Below are 18,076 nucleotides of genomic sequence, written 5' to 3' on the forward strand. Positions count from 1 at the left end.
TCCCTCCTCGATGAGCCGCCAGCCAGTCCACTCTTCCATGTTCGGCGCGGCCCGGTGGAGGCCCGTTGCCATTGTGGGGTGCGATACCCGCCCACAGTGCTCACGCCGGCTGAGCAGGGAAAACCGGCGAAATGCGCCAGCACGGGGTTGCGGCCTCGGGGCCCGGTGTTGACGGTTGTCCGTGATCGGCGCCATTTCCGCTGGTAAGACCCGTGCATACTTCGGGGCACCGGAGGGTCCCGAAGCACGCACGAGGCGATGGATCACTTGATGACGTTGATCCGCAGGGTCGGCCCGGCGCCACCGCCGACGCGGGTGTGCACGGTGTACTCGCCGGGCGGAACGTCGGCGATGGTGGCCACGGCTTCGGCCCGGCCGCCGCGGTCCCGCACGATCTCGGCCAGGCCCTCGTCCGCGCCGAACGGGTGCTCGCGGTTGCGCACGAACGCCTTCGACGAGATCCAGTTGACCCCCTCGTCGCCGTGGTCCAGCCGCAGGGTCAGCGTGTTACCCGCTCGGACCTCCGACTTGTCGGCGCTGAGCAGCTGGTCGGTGGGCGCCGCGACGACCGCGTCGGGGCTCGGTTCGGCCATCGCCGGAACGGTCGTGGTCAGCGCGAGTCCGGCGAGCAATCCGGCCGCCAGCAGCGTGTTGAATGTGCGCATCTGTGTGCGTCCCCTCAGTAAAAGGCAATCCATGCAAGGGCTTTCGTTGCCCCCGGTCATATAGACGTCCGCCGGGCAAAAGGTTTAGACAACATCATGGAAATGTGTCGCAGAACACGACTATCTGGCCGTGTCGTGAGCCGCGCCGCACCCGCGGACCCCTCCCGGATCGGGTGAACTCCCAGCTCAGTTACCCTTTGGCGGTACTGCTGGCCATCCGCCGGGCTCCCGGCGGATCTGCACGGAAACCGGGAGCAGCACCCGTGGCCCGAGTCGTTGTCGACGTCATGCCGAAGCAGGAAATCCTCGACCCGCAGGGACAGGCGGTGGCCAACGCGCTACCCCGTCTCGGGTTCGGGGGCATCACCGAAGTCCGCCAGGGGAAGCGGTTCGAGCTGGAGGTCGCCGACGATGTCGACGACGACACGCTCGCCAAGATCGCGGAAACGCTGCTGGCCAACCCGGTGATCGAGGACTGGACCGTGCGCCGGGTGGAAGCATGAGCGCGAAGATCGGCGTCATCACCTTCCCCGGCACCCTCGACGACGTGGACGCCGCGCGCGCCGTGCGCCGCGCGGGCGCCGAATCGGTCGCCCTCTGGCACGCCGACCACGACCTGCGCGGGGTCGACGCGGTGATCGTGCCCGGCGGCTTCTCCTACGGCGACTACCTGCGCTGCGGTGCGATCGCCAAATTCGCCCCGGTGATGACCGAGGTCGTGACGGCCGCCCGCAAGGGCATGCCGGTGCTCGGGGTGTGCAACGGATTCCAGATCCTGTGCGAGTCCGGGCTGCTGCCCGGCGTGCTGACCCGCAACGCGGGCCTGCACTACGTCTGCCGCGACCAGTGGTTAACGGTGGCGAACAACACCAGCGCCTGGACCACCCGCTACGACGCGGGTGCCGAGTTACTGATCCCGGTCAAGCACGGCGAGGGCAACTACATGGCCGACAAGGCCGTCCTCGACGAGCTCGAAGGCGAAGGCCGGGTGCTGTTGCGCTATGCGGGCGAGAACCCGAACGGCTCGCAGCGCGCCATCGCGGGCATCACCGACGCACGTGGGCGCGTCGCGGGCATGATGCCCCACCCGGAGCACGCGATCGACCCGCTGACCGGCCCCACCGACGACGGCCTCGGCATGTTCCTGTCCGTTCTGGATGCACTGGTGGCAGCGTGAACAACTTGGTGAAGGTGGACACCGACGGTCGAACCGTCGAATTTGACACTGTCGAGCAAGCGAAGGCTTCGCCGGACACCGCCCAGCCGTTCCGCGAGCTTGGGCTCAAGGACGACGAGTACGCCCGGATCCGGGAGATCCTGGGCCGCCGGCCCACCGAGGCCGAGCTGGCCATGTACTCGGTGATGTGGAGCGAGCACTGCTCCTACAAGTCATCGAAGGTGCACCTGAAGTACTTCGGCGAGACCACCACCGACGAGATGCGCGCGAAGATGCTCGCGGGCATCGGCGAGAACGCCGGGGTGGTCGACATCGGCGACGGCTGGGCGGTCACGTTCAAGCTGGAGAGCCACAACCACCCCTCCTATGTGGAGCCCTACCAGGGCGCGGCCACCGGTGTCGGCGGCATCGTCCGCGACATCATGGCGATGGGCGCCCGCCCGGTCGCGGTGGCCGACCCGCTGCGCTTCGGCCCCGCCGACGCCCCGGACACCAAGCGGGTGCTGCCCGGCGTGGTCGCCGGGGTCGGCGGTTACGGCAACTGCCTGGGGCTGCCGAACATCGGTGGCGAGGTCGTCTTCGACGAGTGCTACGCGGGCAACCCGCTGGTCAACGCCATGTGCGTAGGCGTGATGAAGGTCGAGGACCTGCACCTGGCGCACGCCAGCGGCACGGGCAACAAGATCATCCTGTTCGGTGCGCGCACCGGCCTGGACGGCATCGGCGGGGTCTCGGTGCTGGCGTCGGAGACCTTCGACGGCGATGAGAGCGCAGGATCAACCCCCGCAAGTGGGTCTTCGGGGAGCCGCAAGAAGCTGCCCAGCGTGCAGGTCGGCGACCCGTTCGCCGAGAAGGTGCTCATCGAGTGCTGCCTGGACCTGTACCACGCGGGGCTGGTCGTGGGCATTCAGGACCTAGGCGGCGCGGGTCTGTCCTGCGCGACCTCGGAGCTGGCCTCCGCCGGCGACGGCGGCATGCGGGTCGACCTGGACCAGGTCCCGCTGCGTGCCACCGGGATGAACCCGGCGGAGATCCTCTCCAGCGAGTCGCAGGAGCGGATGTGCGCAGTGGTGGAGCCGTCCAACGTGGACGCCTTCATGGCGGTCTGCCGGAAGTGGGACGTCACCGCGACCGTCATCGGCGAGGTCACCGAGGGCGAGAATCTGGAGATCTACTGGCACGGCGAGCTCGTGGTGGACGTGCCGCCGCGCACCGTCGCGCACCAGGGCCCGGTCTACGAACGCCCGGTCGAGCGGCCCGCCGAGCAGGACCTGATCGCGGCGGACAGCGCGAACACGCTGGCCCGCCCGTCCACGTCGGACGAGCTGCGGGAGACCATCCTGCGGATGGCGGCGTCGCCGAACCTGTGCTCCCGCGCGTGGGTCACCGACCAGTACGACCGGTACGTGCGCGGCAACACCGTGCTGGCCCAGCCGTCGGACGGCGGCGTGCTGCGCATTGACGAGGAGACGGGGCGCGGCATCGCGATCGCCACCGACTGCAATGCCCGCTACACCCGCCTCGACCCGTACGCGGGCGCGCAGCTGGCGCTGGCCGAGGCTTACCGCAACGTGGCGACCACCGGCGCCACGCCGGTGGCGGTCACCAACTGCCTGAACTTCGGTTCGCCGGAGGACCCGGGCGTGATGTGGCAGTTCCAGCAGGCGGTGCGCGGCCTGGCCGACGCCTGCCAGGCGCTGGGCATCCCGGTGACTGGCGGCAACGTCAGCTTCTACAACCAGACCGGGGCGAAGCCGATCCTGCCGACGCCGGTCGTCGGCGTGCTCGGCACGATCGACGACGTGACCCGCCGCATCCCCACCGGAATCGGCGGGGAGGCAGGCGAAACGCTGCTGCTGCTCGGCGAGACCCGCGAGGAGTTTGGCGGCTCGGAGTGGGCGCGCGTCACCCACGACCACCTCGGCGGCGTCCCGCCGAAGGTCGACCTGGCGCGCGAGAAGCTGCTGGCGGAGGTGCTGGTCGCGGGCTCGCGCGACGGCATGATCTCGGCGGCGCATGACCTCTCCGAGGGCGGCCTGGCCCAGGCGCTGGTGGAGACGGCGCTGATCGGCGAGTGCGGTGCCCGGGTGGTCCTGCCGGAGGGCGCGGACCCGTTCGTCTGGCTGTTCTCGGAGTCGGCGGGCCGGGTCCTGGTCGCGGTTCCGCGCACCGAGGAACTCCGGTTCACGGACATGTGCACCGCGCGCGGCTTGCCGTGGGCGAAGGTCGGCGTCGCGGACGCGGGTGCCCAGTCGCTTGACATCCAGGACGTCGCGGACATCCCGCTGGCCGAGCTCCGCGAAGCCTGGGAAGGCACCCTTCCCAAGCTTTTCAACTGATTTCCAGGGGTACCCGTGACCGAGTCGGTCACGGGTACCCCTCACTTTCGCCTCGTGCTCACGACGCCCATCCCGCGGGGAGGGTGACGTCGCGGTCCGGGCTGGTGATGATGCCGGCGTGCTGGGCTTCGCCGTGGAATGCGGCGCCGCTGAGGTCCACGGCGCTTTCGAAGCGGACGGCGCGGAAGTCGGCCTCCCCGTGGAATTCCGCCCGCTCCATCGACACGGAGTCGGCGAAGTGGCTGTCCGCGAACCTCGTCTGGCCCCGGAACCGGGTTCGCCGGAAGCTCGACCGGCCGTTGAACTCGACTCCGGGGAACCAGGCGCGCCGGTGGAAAACCACGTCGTCGCAGCGGAACCGCCCGTACAACCGGCTGGCACCGACCGTCGTGCCGGTGAACCACACGTCCCCGTGGTATTCGCAACGGCTGAAGTTGTTGTCGCTGAACAGTTTCCCGTATCGCAGGACCAATGTGCCAACCTTCCGGTCGGTCAGGTCGAAGTACTCCAACGTCGCGTTGGTCAGGTCCAGGTCGTGAGCCGGGGCATGGGAATCCGCCGCGGGCGGCAGCAGATCCGCGATCAACCGCTGCGCGGTCAGGCGGACCTGCAGCATGCGCTCCGCGTCGTCGCGGGCTTCCGGCGCCCAGGGCGATTGCTTCCCGTCGGCCGTCGGGACTTTGGCGTCGTAGCGCGGATGCGCGAACGGCCGCCGGAGGTACGAGCACAGCACGTCGAGGACGGTCTGGGTGTAGTCGGGGTTGCTGCGGGCCAGGCCTGCCAGGGCGTGCAGCGCGCCGACGCGGACCTGATCGGCTTCGTGGCCGAGGAGTTCCACGGCGCGGGCGAAGCGCTCGTCGGCGACCCGGTCGCGGTCGAGATCCGCCCGCCGGCTCTCCAACTCGTGCCGCTCCCGCTCGACCTCTTGCCGTTTCTCCTCGACTCGTCGCCGACGGTCGTTGAGCCACAACGCGTACAGCGCCACGACAGATCCGGCCGCCAGCCCGCCGGTCCGCAACGCGTCCGCGCCGGTGGTTCTCGGATCGAAGGCGAGCAAGGCGATGCTGACGCCGATCAGCACCCCGACGGCAATGGCGATCGTCGTTACCAACCCGACCTTGCGTTCACCCATGCGGTGGATTCTGCCGGGCGAGATCAACCGCGCGTCGCGGTTCCCGGAACCTGCCAGCCCGCGGGCAACCGCGACTGCCCGCTGATCTCGAGGTCTTCGAGCTGCGCCACCGGAGCCGGATCGGCGAAGTGCAGGTCAACGCCCCCGAGGAACTGCGTGTGGCGCAGATCTAGCGCGGCTTCGCAGACGGCGCCATCGAAGTACACGCCCTTCCGGCAGGTTGCTCGCCGGAAGTCCACGTCCCCGCCGAAACGGGCGCGTTCGAAACCGCATGGCCCGTGGGTGGCGATCCCGTGCAGCTCCAGCTTCTCCCGGAACCGCACGTCTTCCGCACGGATCCGGCCCAGGAAGATGCTGTCGCGGAAGTGCACCGGGCCGTGGAAGACGGCGCGGTTGAGGTTCGTGGTGTGCCGGAACCGGCACCGGTAGGCGGCGATGCGGCCCACGACCCGGTCGGACAGGTTGAACCGCTCCAGCCAAGCCCTGGTCAGGTCCAGGTCGTAGCTCCCCGGATCCGGGTCGGCGGTGCCGGGCAGCAGGTCCCGGATCAGCCGCTGGGCGGTCTGCCGGACGTGCCGTTCGCGCTCCTGCTCGGGGCCGATCTCCGGCCATTGGTCGGATTGAGCCGGCAGATCTGCGGACGGCGTCCACTTCGGATGGTCGAAGGGGCGGCGGAGGTACGAGCACAGCACATCGAGGACGGTCTGGGTGTACTCGGGATTGTTGCGGGCGAGCCCCGCCAACGCGTGCATCGCACCCACCCGCACCTGGTCCGCCGCATTGCCCAGCAGCTCGACCGCCCGCGCGAACCGCTCGTCGGCGGCGCGGTCCCGATCCTGATCGGTCCGCCGGTCCTCAAGCGCCTGCCGCTGTTGCTCTAGCGCGTAGCGCTGCCGATCGAGTTCCTGCCGCTGGGTTTCGAGCTCCTGCCGCTTTTCTTCGACGCGGCGTCGCCGGTCGTTGAGCCACAGCGCGTACATCGCGACTACCGAGCCGGCCGCCAGCCCGCCGGTCCGCAGCGCGTCGGCGCCGGTCGTCCTCGGATCGAAGGCCAGCAAAGCGATGCTGACGCCGATCAGCACCACGATGGCAACGGCGATCGTCGCGGCCAACCCACTCTTGCGCTCACCCATGCGAGGGATTTTGCCTTGCCCGTGCGCAATCACGCGGCCGATCTGTAGCTTGCCGAGCCACACCCCGAGCCGATGCCGCAGACGCGGTGCCGGCGACCGGCCGGCACCGCGATGTTGTTGGCGTCAGCCGTTGGCCAGCGCCTGGAGGCGGTCGTAGGCGCCGTTGAAGGTGTTCTTGTCCAGCGGCGAGGACGTGTGCTGCCAGATCGTCCAGATCCGCCAGCTGTGCGGGAGCTGGCCGACGGCGCTCGCGTAACGGGCGATCCACAGCGGGTTCGTCGAGCTGAAGTCGCCGTCCACGCACCGATTCCACCAGCTGGTGCTGGTGTAGATGACCGGCCAGCGCCCGGTTCGCGCGTGATAGGTGTCGCTGAAGTCCTTGACCCAGGCGGTCATCGCGTTCTTGGTCTTGCCGTAGCAGGTGTTGCCGTACGGGTTGTACTCCATGTCCAGCGCGCCCGGCAGGGTCTTGCCGTCCTTGGACCAGCCGCCGCCGTTGTCCACGAAGTAGTTGGCCTGCGCGGCGCCGCTGGAGCGGTCCGGCAGCGCGAAGTGGTATGCGCCGCGGATCATGCCGACGTTGTAGGAGCCGTTGTACTGCTGGGCGAAGTACGGGTTCTTATAGCCGGTGCCCTCGGTGGCCTTGACGAAGGCGAACCGCATGCCCTGGTTCCACCAGGACTGCCAGTCGACATTGCGCTGATGGCCGCTGACGTCCATGCCGGCCACCGTGGCCAAGGTATCCACGGTGGGCACGATCTGCGGATCGCCGCCTTCGTGCTTGCGGATCTGCGAGCCCATCGGGGTGTCGGTCTCGCTAGCGCTCGGCTGTTCTTCGGTTACCTGCGTCATCGCGGATTCCCTTCCTGGAAGGGGTGTTGCTGGCTTGCGCCGGCGAGCACCGGAGGAAAGCGCCTGCGCAGGCAATCGATATTAGGGAGAGCACCGGCAAACGGCGAGCACGTCCACTCGGATGGTTCATCGGGGCCTCGCGGGAGGTAGTTGCGGTGCGTCGTCGGGAAACCGCGTGTCCTGCCCCGAAAGTGTGGCGAAGAGTTTTCTTAGGATGCAGACCCTGTGTTATTTTCTCACCGCAACGCGCTTAATCAGGACAGCTCGAGTGAACCGCTGGCCCCCGGTTGTGTTCTTCCGGATCGCATACAACCTCGTGGGCGGGGTGGGCGTTTGAAGAAAGCAGATCGAACCCGGCTGCCGCGCTCCGGCGATCAAGTGGCTGCGGAATGTGATTGATCCGCATGGACTAGCCACTCGGATGGCCTGCTCGAATGAGGTGTGTGGCTACCCCGGGTGCCGCACATGATGTTCGACCGCCAGCCCAATCCGGTCGTATGCTCCGAACGAGAACGGGCCCAGGCGAGTAAGACGAGTGGAGGGCGCCCAGGCATGACTGGCTGGACAACGCCGGTGCCCAGCGCTCACGAGGTGGCCGCCGAGGTGAACCGAGCCGATCGACGACGCTTTGCCGCCGTATGGGCGCAGGCCCTGATGGGGACCAGCTATGTGCCCATGACCAGCGCCGAGGTTGAAGGCCGCCTGTACGGCTACACCGATCGTCTGGTGGAAGCGCTGCTCAGCGACCCGTTCGACTCCTCCGCCGCCCGGTCCGTCGGAGTGGACCTGGTCGCCGTGCACTTCACCAGCGCCGAGTCGCTGGCCCGCACCATCGACCTGATCGGCGACGAGATCCTGGACATCTTTCAGCTGGGCGCCAGTCCCGACTGGCGCGGGCGGGTAGCCGCGTTGCAGGGCTCGCTTTGTTCCGGCTTCGTGCAGGCCGCCCGGAAGCGGACGCTGGACGAGCAGGAGGCCATCCGGCAGGCGGTGCTGGATGCGCGCGACGCGGTCGAGCAGGCGCTGCGCACCAGCGAGGCCAGGTTCCGCGCGATCTTCGCGGAGGCCGCGATCGGCATCGGCATCGGCGACATGAGCGGGCGGATCCTCGAAGTAAACGATTCGCTGACGCGCATCATGGGGCGCTCGGCCGAGGAACTGCGCCGGATGATGGTGCAGGACATGATGCACCCGGCCGACCCCGACAGCACCTGGCGGATGTACGAGGAACTGGTCCGCGGTGAACGCGACCAGTTCCGGGTGGAGAAGCAGTTCAAGCGCCCCGACGGCGGCACGGTGTGGACCGAGCTGATCGTGTCCCTGGTCCGCGGCGAGGACGGCCTGCCGCTGTACCAGGTCGCGCTGATCGAGGACGTCACCGACCGCCGGATGCTGCAGGAACGCCTGCGGCATCAGGCGATGCACGACCCGCTCACCACGCTGCCCAACCGGGCGCTGTTCCTGGACCGGCTCACCGCAGTGCTGCGCCAGCACGAGTCCGGCGAGCGGGTGGCGCTGTGCTACATGGACCTCGACGGCTTCAAGGTCATCAACGACAGCCTCGGCCACCACGTCGGCGACGACCTGCTGCTGGCGGTCGCCGACCGGCTCGCCGCCGTGGTGCACGGCGACGACCGGCTGGTCGCGCGGATGGGCGGCGACGAGTTCGTGATCCTGGTCGAGAACTCGCTCGGCACCGAGCAGGCCGTCGAGGTCGCCGACACCGTGCTCGACGCGCTGGAGGTGCCGATCCGCATCGGCGGCCACGAGCTCTCCGTGTCGGCCAGCATCGGCATCGTCGAACGGCCGGTGTCCGGGCAGACCGCGGCCGAGTTGATGCGCGACGCCGACGTGACGCTGTACTGGGCGAAGTCCGCGGGAAAGGGCCGGTGGGCGCTGTTCGACCCGGACCGCAACGCCACCGAGGTCGCGCAGTTCCACCTGTCGGCGAAGATGCCCGCCGCGCTGGAGCGCGAGGAGTTCTACGTGGACTACCAGCCGCTGATCGGGCTGCGGGACTTCTGCGTGGTCGGCGTCGAGGCGCTGGTCCGCTGGGCGCACCCGGAGCTGGGCCGGCTCGGGCCGGACCGGTTCATCGGGCTGGCCGAGGAAACCGGGCTGATCGTGCCGCTCGGGCGGTGGGTGCTGCGGCAGGCCTGCCGGCAGGCGAAGCAGTGGCAGGACGAGTTCGGGTCGGCCGCGCCGTTCGTCAGCGTCAACCTCGCGGTCCGGCAGTCGCGCGACCCGAAGCTGGTCGACGACGTCGCCGCGATCCTGGCCGAGACCGGGCTGGAGCCTTCGCGGTTGCAGTTGGAGCTCACCGAGAGCGCGATCATGGGCACCGCCGACGAGCCGCTGGACGCGCTGCGCGCGCTGTCCCGCATGGGCGTGCGGATCGCCATCGACGACTTCGGCACCGGGTACTCGAACCTGGCCTACCTGCGGCACCTTCCGGTGCACGAGCTCAAGATCGCGGGCTCGTTTATGGAGGGCCTGCGGGATGCGGAACGGGCCGACCCGGTCGACGCGCGCATCGTCGGCACGCTGGTGGATCTCGCGCACGCGCTCGGCCTGACCGTCACCGCGGAGGGTGTGGAGACCCAGGCACAGGCCCGCCGAATGGCCGACATCGGCTGCGAGACCGGCCAGGGTTACCTCTTCGCCCGCCCCGGTTCACCCGTCGACATCACGGCCTTCATCGCCGAACACCTGGATTAGGCGGTTTGGTGCGGGGAAAGGGACGCGGCCAACCGCACTACGCGGTGAGCACCGGTCGGGGCGCGTGAGGACTTTGGGGCCGTAGCGCCATAAAGTGCTTGATGTCCACCCGCCGGAGATGCCTTCGACGGTCCACACCGATCAGGCCGCGAACCGTGGTTATCGATGAGGCCGACCCGCTGCTGCGCTGATCGCCGGTCTGCTCGCCGAGGCCAAGTATTCCCGGATGGGGTTTCCCCGACGACCGCTGTTTCAACCGCAACCGTGAGCACGGGACCCAGGTGCCGATCGAAACCGCGCCCCTGCCCGCCCGGGTCAGTCGCGTTGTGCGGCGGCTTGCACCAGGACGCTGTTCGGGATCACCGCCTGGATCGCGTCGTGCAGGTTCAGGCCAAGGTCCAGGCCGTCGAGCAGTTCCGGCAGCACCTGGCCCGGCACCCGGCGGAAACCCGGCCAGTCCGCCGGAACCCGGGAAGTTGAGGTGCACGCCGGGACCAGCCGGCTGCCGTCGGACATCTCCGCCGTGTAGATCATCGTGTCTTCCGCGCTCGGGGTGTAGAGCAGCACCTCGGCGTCGAGCACCGCGCCGGGCAGTTCGGACTCCGGTAACTGCCCGGCCGCGATCCGCGCCAGCACCCGCTCCAGTTCGTTGGTCGGTTCCTGCTGGTTCGCCGTCAGTTCGGACGGCCGGTACCGGTCGTTGAACTGGAAGTCCTCGTCGATCTCGCCGTCGGCGCCGATGCGGTAGGCGCCGACGATGCCTTCCGGCGGCACGTCCTCGCCGCCTTCGGCGTAGCCGGGGTCGGCGATGTACAGCCAGCTGTGGGGGTTCTGCTTGGCGTGCTCCCGCATTTCGGCGCTGATCGGCGGGGCGGGACGGTCGGCGGGCTGGGACATCGGGACTCCGTAGCTGTATTCGGGGGGCGTCGTCGCGAATGCCGGACGCGCCTTCGAGGGTGCCAGGCATCGGGGACTGTCGAGTGGACGGTCCTGAACAAGCCGTTCCGAGGTGTCGCTCCGGCCGGTCCAGGGGCAAACTGACCAGGAGGCCCACGCGGGGAGGGGAGGGGCGATGATCGGTCAGCGAGAAGCGTTGCGGATGTTCGGATGTGAGGTGTTCGATCCGGATGGACAGCGGATCGGCATCGTCGGCCAGCTTTTCATCGACGACGACACCGAGCAACCCGCCTGGGTCACCGTCCAAACTGGACTTTTCGGGACGAACGAGAGCTTCGTGCCGCTGGAGGGTGCGGCCTTCGACGGCGACACGCTCACCGTCGCGGTGGGCAAGGAAGCGGTCCGGCACGCGCCCCGGGTCAGCCTGTTCCAGGGCGATCTTCCGCTGCAGCAGGAGAGTGCGCTGTACCTGTACTACGGGATGGCCTACGGCGTCGCCCCCGATGGCACCGCGTCGATCGATGAGGTCGCCGAGGTCGAGCCCGAATACGTGGAGGCCGTTCGCCTCCGGCTGCGACGCTGGGTAGCCGCCACCTGAACCGCGTGAATAGCTCATAACAAACGAAAATTCGCGCCCGTCGGGAATCCCGGCGGGCGCAGTTTTGCCTGCTCATTCCCGGTAGGAAACCCAGAGCTGGGAATTCGTTCACCTCGTCGTCCGATCGTGTGGCGACAAATCGCCAACGACACCCTTATGGGTGTTTCCCCTGGTTACGTTCCGGCAGGAATCACCTCGCTCGGCCCCACACGAGCGAGACCGATCGGAGGAGGGGACGCATGAGGAAGCTGCTTTACGGCACCGGGGCAGGGCTTGCCGCAGCGGCGCTCGTGTTCGCCGGTGCACCGGCCGGCGCGCAGACGCAGATCGAGTTGGCGCCGTTGGCGCTGCACCCCCAGGCCCAGGCCGAGGGATCCGCGGGCGACGTCTACATCGTCAACCTCAAGAACGGAATCGCGCCGCAGGGTGTGGCCGAAGAGCTGGGTGTGCGGGCACGGTACGTGTACACCAGCACGCTCAACGGGTTCTCCGCTCAGCTGAGCCCGGAAGCCCTCCAGAAGGTCCGCGCCAGCAACAAGGTTGAGAACGTTTCGCAGAGTTACAAGATCCAGGTCGAACCGTCGGCGCACCAGGCCGCCGGCACGTGGGGCCTGGACCGGATCGACCAGCCGAAGCTGCCCTTGGACAACAGCTACACCCCGGTCGGCACCGGTGCGGGCGTCACCGCCTACATCATCGACACCGGCATCGACCCGTCGCACCCCGACTTCGGCGGTCGAGCCGCGATCGGCTTCGACGCCACCGGTGGCAACGGTAGGGACGAGAACGGTCACGGCACCCACGTCGCCGGCACGATCGGCAGCAACACCTACGGCGTCGCCAAGGGCGTGCAGCTGGTCGGCGTGCGAGTGCTCGACAGGCAGGGCAGCGGCACCACGGAGGCGGTCGTGCGCGGCATCGACTGGGTCGCGCAGCACCACCATGGCCCGTCGGTGGCGAACATGTCGCTGGCCGGCCCGAAGGACCCCGCGATGGACGAGGCGTCGACCAACCTGGTCAACAGCGGCGTGTTCCTCGCGGTGGCGGCCGGTAATGACGGCAAGGACGCCGCCAACTACTCCCCGGCCGGCGCGAACGGCGTGTTCACGGCCGCCGCGTCGGACAACACGGACACCTCGGCCGAGTTCACCAACTACGGCGCCGCTGTCGAGGGCTACGCCCCCGGCGTGGACATCGTCTCGACCGTGCCAGGTGGTGGCACCGAGACGATGAGCGGCACCTCGATGGCCAGCCCGCATGTGGCCGGCATTGGCGCACTGTTCCTGCAGGCGAACCCGAATGCGAAGCCGGCGGACGTGATCGGCGGGCTGCAGAGCCAGGAGTCCAAAGGTGTCATCAAGGGCGCCCCGAAGGGCACCATCGCCGACCTGCTGCAGATCGGCGACCTCTGATCCGATAGCGCGGTAGCTCTCCCCCGGGCCCTTTCCTGGACTCCCAGGAAGGGCCCGATGCGCTTGAGGTGCCGATCTCGCGTTTCGTGGCACAAGCTCAGAGGCCGTCTCGCGGCGGGATCCCAGATTCCACAATGCTTGCCCCGACTGCTGCATTCGGGGGTCTGATCGTGCCGCCTAACGGAGTCAATCGAAGTTCGATCCGCCGGTTCTTGCGAAAGTCGGTTCCAGCGGCCCTTTCCGGTGGATACGTTGCCAATCACGGGGGTGTTCAGTGTCCAGCGCGGCACCGAACCGGTGCCGCCAGGGCGCGTCGAGGAGGGGTGTGCCGTGCTACCCGGATACACCGAGGAGCTGACGCAGTCGACCGCGGTCGACCAGTCGGCAAGGAACACCGCCGCCACCGAGCCGCTCGTGGAGCGGTCCGTGCAGGCGCAGGTCGCGTCGGTGGCTCGCGCCGTTCGGGCCCGCTCGGGCAGCGGCGGAGTGTTGCAGGTCGTGCATGGGGCCAAGCGGGTCGGCTGGGCGGCCTACGAGCTGCAACGTAACGCTAGGCAGCTGGTCCAAGGGGTCGCCAAGCCCCCGTACGTCACGACCGGGCCGCTGGATTCGCTGGAATCCCGCAAGCTCGCGGAGGGCGTCCAGTACCAGGTGCTGTACGACCGATCCGCGCTGGCGCGCCCCCCGCAGCTGGACATCACGACCAAGCTGGTCGCGATGGGCGAGCAGGCGCGGGTGATCCACATGGCGCCGACCAAGCTGATCATGGTGGACAACGAGATCGCGCTGCTGCCGCTGACCGTGAGCGACACCTCGGTGGAAAGCGCCGTGGTGGTGCGCAGTTCGGCGATGCTGGCGGCGATTGCCCGGATCTTCGAAGACCTGTGGCGCTTCGCCGCACCGTTCACCCCGAACCGGGCCCTGTCCAGCCAAGAACTGCAGCCCACCGAGGAGGAACGGTGGATCCTGTCGCTGCTGGCCTCCGGCGCGACGGACGACGCGATTGGTCGGCTGATGGGCTTCAGCGCTCGCACCGCGCATCGCCGGGTCCGCGAGCTGATCGCGCGGTTGGGCGTGGAGACGCGTTTCCAGGCGGGCATGCAGGCGGTGAAGCTCGGCTGGCTCTGAGCAGCCTATGAGGGCGAAGTCAATTGGTGATGTTTCCGGTTTTGGGCGTGCGGCAGTGTCCCCGCGGGTGTGCGGGGTTGATCATGGTGGGTGGTGATGTGGTGGGTGGCGTGACTGGCCGGGGTGGCGGGTGCCTGCGCCCACTCTCCGTGCTCGACCTAGCGAACAACCGGGTTTGTCCCAACAGCCCTCATCCGAGCTTGGGTGGAGGGTGGGCGGGGCGCCCCTGCTCAGTTCCGGGTTCTGCCCAAGGAGGAGTCGGGTTCGCCCCGCCCATGGCCAGTGTCGCGCTATGCGGCCTGCGGCGCCACCTCCTTCGTAGTGCCGGCGGCAACCGCCGGATCCCAGGCCACCCGGCGGGTGACGACCACGAACAGCTGTCGCAGCAGTGCCGCTGCGAGGGCCGTGCGGGCTTGTCCCGGGCGCAGCGGGTTGGTTTCACGGGTGGTCAGGTGCGTATAGCGGGCGGTGTAGACCGGGTTGTGGGTCAGTGCGCCCCAGATGGCCCGCCAAGCGGCGGTGCGCAGTCCGGGGCGGCCGCGGCGGGAGACCGTGGTGATGCCGTGAAAGTTCCCGGATTCGTTGGCACGTGGGCACAACCCCGCATGCTTGACCCAGGTTCGGGCACAGTCGAAGCGCGCTGGGTCGCCGGTCTCGGCGAGGATGGCGGCGGCCCCGACGACCGACAACCCCGTGATGGTGGTGACCAACGTGGACAGTTCCAGGGTGTCGAGGACCTCGATCATGCGGGCCTCAACGTCGGCGAGCTGCCCCAGGGCATGGTGCCAGTCGTCGAGTGCGTAGGCCGCTCGTTCGCAGGCCGCGGCTTGCTCGGTAGCAACCCCGCCAGGTGTGCGAGCGGCGTCGAAGATCGCGCGCAGAATGCGCAGATTGCGGCGGCTGCCACCCCAGCGGGGAAGTTCGTCACGCACTGCCGCGGCAAAGGCATCAAAGCCCATCGCCATGATCCGGGCCGGGTCGGTGGACACCGCCATGGCCACCCGCCAGGTCAGCGTGTCCAAAGGCTTGCTCGCGGTGGACAGCACCGCAGGCCAGGCACACTCCAGCAGATCACGCAAACGCTGCCGGGCCGACCCCGCGGCAACAAGCTGATCGGCACGGCGAGCCCCCAGATGCCGCAGGCGACACCAGTGCCCCTCCAGCACATAGGGCACGTAACAGCGCAGTTCCGCGACGCGTTTGGCGATGATCGTGGCGTCTTTGAAGTCCGACCGGTCGCGGGTGAAGTCCTCTTCCTCCCGGCCACGGTGCACCAGCATCGGGTTCACGCACACCAGCTCAACTCCGCGAGCGCGGGCCCGGTCCAGCAGCGGCTTCCAGCGATGCCCGGTCGGCTCGCACCCCAGCACCACACCGGCGAACCCCGCCTTGGCGGCGACCGGCCCGGCCCAGTCCAGGATGTCATCGATCACCCACGCATCCCCGCTGAACATGCGTCGGCCCAGCACCCGCGAATCGTGATCGGCGACCACCGCCGCCTGTTTGGCCGAGGCCAGATCGACTGCGACCACCGCGAACTCGCGGCGCACGATCGATCGCAACCGGGTCAGCCGCTCGTTCCGCCGACGATCACCGCGCGTAAGCGCCCTGACATGAGGCACAGCATCCTCCTCGATAGCAACTGATCCAGAACCCGAACACTCACAAGAAGGAGACCTGCGCAATGAACTCCGGATCAACCACTACCCGTACTTACTAGGAAGGGATTTCCTCTGGGGGGCGGTTTCAACGGAAACCAGCGCGTTGATTTCTATTGAAATCGCCCACTGACGCCCGCCGGACCCGGTCCCCGTAGGGTTCGGACATGCCCAGCCGTCGCGCCGTCGATCCCGCTGAGATGCGCGACGCCGTCGTGGCCGTGCGGTCCTGGCTGGACGACGAAGCGCAGCAGCCCCCGCGCGCCGAACTCGCCGCCGCGGTGCGGTTGAGCCTGCGGACGCTGGAGCAGGTCGCACCCGGCAACAGCGTCGAGGTGCGGGTGCCGCCGTTCGCGGCGGTCCAGTGCGTCGCGGGCCCGCGGCACACCCGCGGCACACCGCCCAACGTCGTCGAGACCGACGCCCGCACCTGGCTGCTGCTGGCGACCGGCCGCCTCGACTGGGCCCGGGCCGTCGAGCAGGGCGTGCTCACCGCCTCCGGCTCTCGCTCGGACGTTTCGCAGTGGCTGCCGCTGGTCCGCATCGACAGCGCGTGACGGGCCGGGCACGCAACGTCGAGGATTGGTCGGGGATGAGATGGCCGACACCCATCGGGTTGGCGTTGGGTCAGTTGCCTGCTGTTTACAATCAGGTGTAACTCCGGCTCCGTCCTTCAGGGAGTTTTCGGTGGTGACCGACCGGCCCGAACCGGCTAATGCACGTACCTCAACGGACCTCTCCAGTCCGGACCTCGAACGCGACATCCCCCGCGAGGAGTGTGGTGTCTTCGGGGTGTGGGCGCCCGGCGAAGAAGTCGCCAAGCTGAGCTTCTACGGGATCTTCGCCCTTCAGCACCGCGGCCAGGAAGCCGCCGGCATCGCGGTCGGCGACGGCTCGCAGGTGCTGGTCTACAAGGACCTCGGCCTGGTGAGCCAGGTGTTCACCGAGCAGACCCTGGCGTCGCTGCGCGGACACGTCGCCGTCGCGCACGCCCGGTACTCGACCACCGGCGGCGGCAGCTGGGAGAACGCCCAGCCGACCTTCCGCACGACCGCCACCGGCAGCGGGTTGGCCCTCGGCCACAACGGCAACCTGGTCAACACGGCCGAACTGCTGGACCGTGTCGTCGCCGAGGGCGGCGACACGGTCGCGGCCAACACGTCATCCCCGGCCAACGGCTGCGAGCGAGCCACCAGTGACTCCGACCTGGTGACCGGCCTGCTGGCCGCGCGCGCCGCCGACAAGGGCATCGAACAGGCCGCGATGGAGCTGTTCCCGACGCTGCGCGGCGCGTTCTCGATGGTCTTCTGCGACGAGCAGACCCTCTACGCGGTCCGCGACCCGCAGGGCGTCCGGCCGCTGGTGCTCGGTCGGCTGGAACGCGGCTGGGTCGTGGCCAGCGAGACGGCCGCGCTGGACATCGTCGGTGCATCGTTCGTCCGCGAGGTAGAGCCCGGCGAACTGCTGGCCATCGACGGCGACGGGCTGCGCTCCCAGCACTTCGCCAGCCCCAAGCCGAAGGGCTGCATCTTCGAGTACGTCTACCTCGCCCGCCCGGACACCACGATCGCGGGCCGCTCGGTGCACGGCACCCGCGTGGAGATCGGCCGCCGGCTGGCCAAGGAAAACCCGGTCGACGCCGACCTCGTGATCCCGGTGCCGGAGTCGGGCACGCCCGCCGCGATCGGCTACGCGCAGGCCTCGGGCATCCCCTACGGCAACGGCCTGGTGAAGAACTCCTACGTCGGCCGCACCTTCATCCAGCCGTCGCAGACGATCCGCCAGCTCGGCATCCGGCTCAAGCTGAACCCGCTGCGCGAGGTGATCCGCGGCAAGCGGCTGGTCGTGGTGGACGACTCGATCGTTCGGGGTAACACCCAGCGCGCCCTGGTCCGGATGCTGCGCGAGGCCGGTGCGATCGAGGTGCACGTACGGATCGCCTCCCCGCCGGTGAAGTGGCCGTGCTTCTACGGCATCGACTTCGCCTCCCGCGCCGAGCTGATCGCCAACGGCCTGGACATGGACGGGGTGCGCCGCTCCATCGGCGCGGACAGCCTCGGCCACGTGTCGCTGGACGGGCTCGTCGCGGCGACCGAACAGCCCCGCACCCGGCTGTGCGCGGCCTGCTTCGACGGCGACTACCCGATTCCGCTGCCGGACGACGCGCGGATCGGCAAGTACCTGCTGGAAGGTCTCGACCAGGCCGAACGAGGCATCGCGGGACCGGCCGAACCGGTGCTGCCGAGCAGCTACGGCGCGGCCGACGCGCTGCAGCGGCCCTGAGAATCGCACCGATTCCGCCCCCCGGGGTTCGCCATCGACGCGTAGCGTTGTCCGTGCTACACATGCGCGTCCGGCGAATCGCAA

General features: G+C 68.8%; 15 protein-coding genes. 9 read left to right on the plus strand and 6 right to left on the minus strand.

Annotated elements, in window-relative coordinates:
- Positions 1–263 precede the first annotated feature (263 nt).
- Positions 264–665, minus strand: coding sequence for a hypothetical protein (locus tag BJ970_RS10090; protein WP_184726017.1), 402 nt, complete (start codon positions 663–665; stop codon positions 264–266).
- Between the two features lie 263 nt (positions 666–928).
- Here BJ970_RS10090 and purS point away from each other — a divergent pair, with 263 nt between their 5' ends.
- The 3 genes from purS to purL are packed head-to-tail and all read left to right on the plus strand — an operon-like array spanning position 929 to position 4,181.
- Positions 929–1,168, plus strand: a complete 240-nt coding sequence (gene purS / locus BJ970_RS10095) for a phosphoribosylformylglycinamidine synthase subunit PurS (protein WP_132482148.1) — start codon at positions 929–931, stop codon at positions 1,166–1,168.
- A complete protein-coding gene (purQ, locus tag BJ970_RS10100) occupies positions 1,165–1,842 on the plus strand; it encodes a phosphoribosylformylglycinamidine synthase subunit PurQ (protein WP_184726018.1) in 678 nt (225 codons plus the stop codon). Before purS ends, purQ begins: the two co-directional genes overlap by 4 nt.
- Positions 1,839–4,181, plus strand: a complete 2,343-nt coding sequence (gene purL / locus BJ970_RS10105) for a phosphoribosylformylglycinamidine synthase subunit PurL (RefSeq protein WP_376775014.1) — start codon at positions 1,839–1,841, stop codon at positions 4,179–4,181. The genes purQ and purL overlap by 4 nt, the downstream gene beginning before the upstream one ends.
- Positions 4,182–4,239: 58 nt before the next feature.
- Here the strand turns inward: purL and BJ970_RS10110 are convergent, their stop codons facing one another.
- From BJ970_RS10110 to BJ970_RS10120, 3 genes are all read right to left on the minus strand, one after another.
- Positions 4,240–5,313 carry a pentapeptide repeat-containing protein gene (locus tag BJ970_RS10110; RefSeq protein WP_184726019.1) on the minus strand — a complete coding sequence of 358 codons (1,074 nt, stop codon included), beginning with the start codon at positions 5,311–5,313 and terminating at the stop codon, positions 4,240–4,242.
- A 23-nt stretch (positions 5,314–5,336) separates the two neighbouring features.
- Complete coding sequence (locus tag BJ970_RS10115; protein WP_184726020.1) at positions 5,337–6,446, minus strand: pentapeptide repeat-containing protein; 1,110 nt, start codon at positions 6,444–6,446, stop codon at positions 5,337–5,339.
- A gap of 123 nt (positions 6,447–6,569) precedes the next feature.
- Positions 6,570–7,298, minus strand: coding sequence for a lysozyme (locus BJ970_RS10120; RefSeq protein ID WP_184726021.1), 729 nt, complete (start codon positions 7,296–7,298; stop codon positions 6,570–6,572).
- Between the two features lie 552 nt (positions 7,299–7,850).
- Here BJ970_RS10120 and BJ970_RS10125 point away from each other — a divergent pair.
- Positions 7,851–10,016 (plus strand): putative bifunctional diguanylate cyclase/phosphodiesterase, encoded by a 2,166-nt coding sequence (locus tag BJ970_RS10125; RefSeq protein ID WP_221467099.1) that lies wholly within the window; start codon positions 7,851–7,853, stop codon positions 10,014–10,016.
- 315 nt (positions 10,017–10,331) lie between these two features.
- Here the strand turns inward: BJ970_RS10125 and BJ970_RS10130 are convergent, their stop codons facing one another.
- On the minus strand, positions 10,332–10,913 hold the full coding sequence (locus BJ970_RS10130; RefSeq protein ID WP_184726022.1) for a type VII secretion system-associated protein: 582 nt from the start codon (positions 10,911–10,913) through the stop codon (positions 10,332–10,334).
- Between the two features lie 175 nt (positions 10,914–11,088).
- Between BJ970_RS10130 and BJ970_RS10135 the strand changes: the two genes are divergently transcribed.
- The 3 genes from BJ970_RS10135 to BJ970_RS10145 all read left to right on the plus strand — a co-directional run bounded on the left by BJ970_RS10135 (position 11,089) and on the right by BJ970_RS10145 (position 14,051).
- Positions 11,089–11,511: a PRC-barrel domain-containing protein gene (locus BJ970_RS10135; protein WP_184726023.1), complete on the plus strand. Its 423-nt coding sequence runs from the start codon at positions 11,089–11,091 to the stop codon at positions 11,509–11,511.
- Positions 11,512–11,750: 239 nt separating this feature from the next.
- Positions 11,751–12,923, plus strand: coding sequence for a S8 family peptidase (locus BJ970_RS10140; RefSeq protein ID WP_184726024.1), 1,173 nt, complete (start codon positions 11,751–11,753; stop codon positions 12,921–12,923).
- Between the two features lie 267 nt (positions 12,924–13,190).
- Complete coding sequence (locus BJ970_RS10145; protein WP_312864188.1) at positions 13,191–14,051, plus strand: DNA-binding response regulator; 861 nt, start codon at positions 13,191–13,193, stop codon at positions 14,049–14,051.
- 290 nt (positions 14,052–14,341) lie between these two features.
- Here BJ970_RS10145 and BJ970_RS10150 read toward each other — a convergent pair whose 3' ends face one another.
- A complete protein-coding gene (locus BJ970_RS10150; RefSeq protein WP_184726025.1) occupies positions 14,342–15,673 on the minus strand; it encodes a transposase in 1,332 nt (443 codons plus the stop codon).
- A gap of 203 nt (positions 15,674–15,876) precedes the next feature.
- Here BJ970_RS10150 and BJ970_RS10155 point away from each other — a divergent pair, with 203 nt between their 5' ends.
- Both BJ970_RS10155 and purF read left to right on the plus strand, forming a co-directional pair.
- A complete protein-coding gene (locus tag BJ970_RS10155; protein WP_184726026.1) occupies positions 15,877–16,266 on the plus strand; it encodes a sterol carrier family protein in 390 nt (129 codons plus the stop codon).
- Between the two features lie 130 nt (positions 16,267–16,396).
- Positions 16,397–17,992: an amidophosphoribosyltransferase gene (purF, locus tag BJ970_RS10160; protein WP_376775015.1), complete on the plus strand. Its 1,596-nt coding sequence runs from the start codon at positions 16,397–16,399 to the stop codon at positions 17,990–17,992.
- Positions 17,993–18,076 lie beyond the last annotated feature (84 nt).

This window comes from Saccharopolyspora phatthalungensis (genome assembly GCF_014203395.1).
GTDB classification, from domain to species: Bacteria; Actinomycetota; Actinomycetes; order Mycobacteriales; family Pseudonocardiaceae; genus Saccharopolyspora; species Saccharopolyspora phatthalungensis.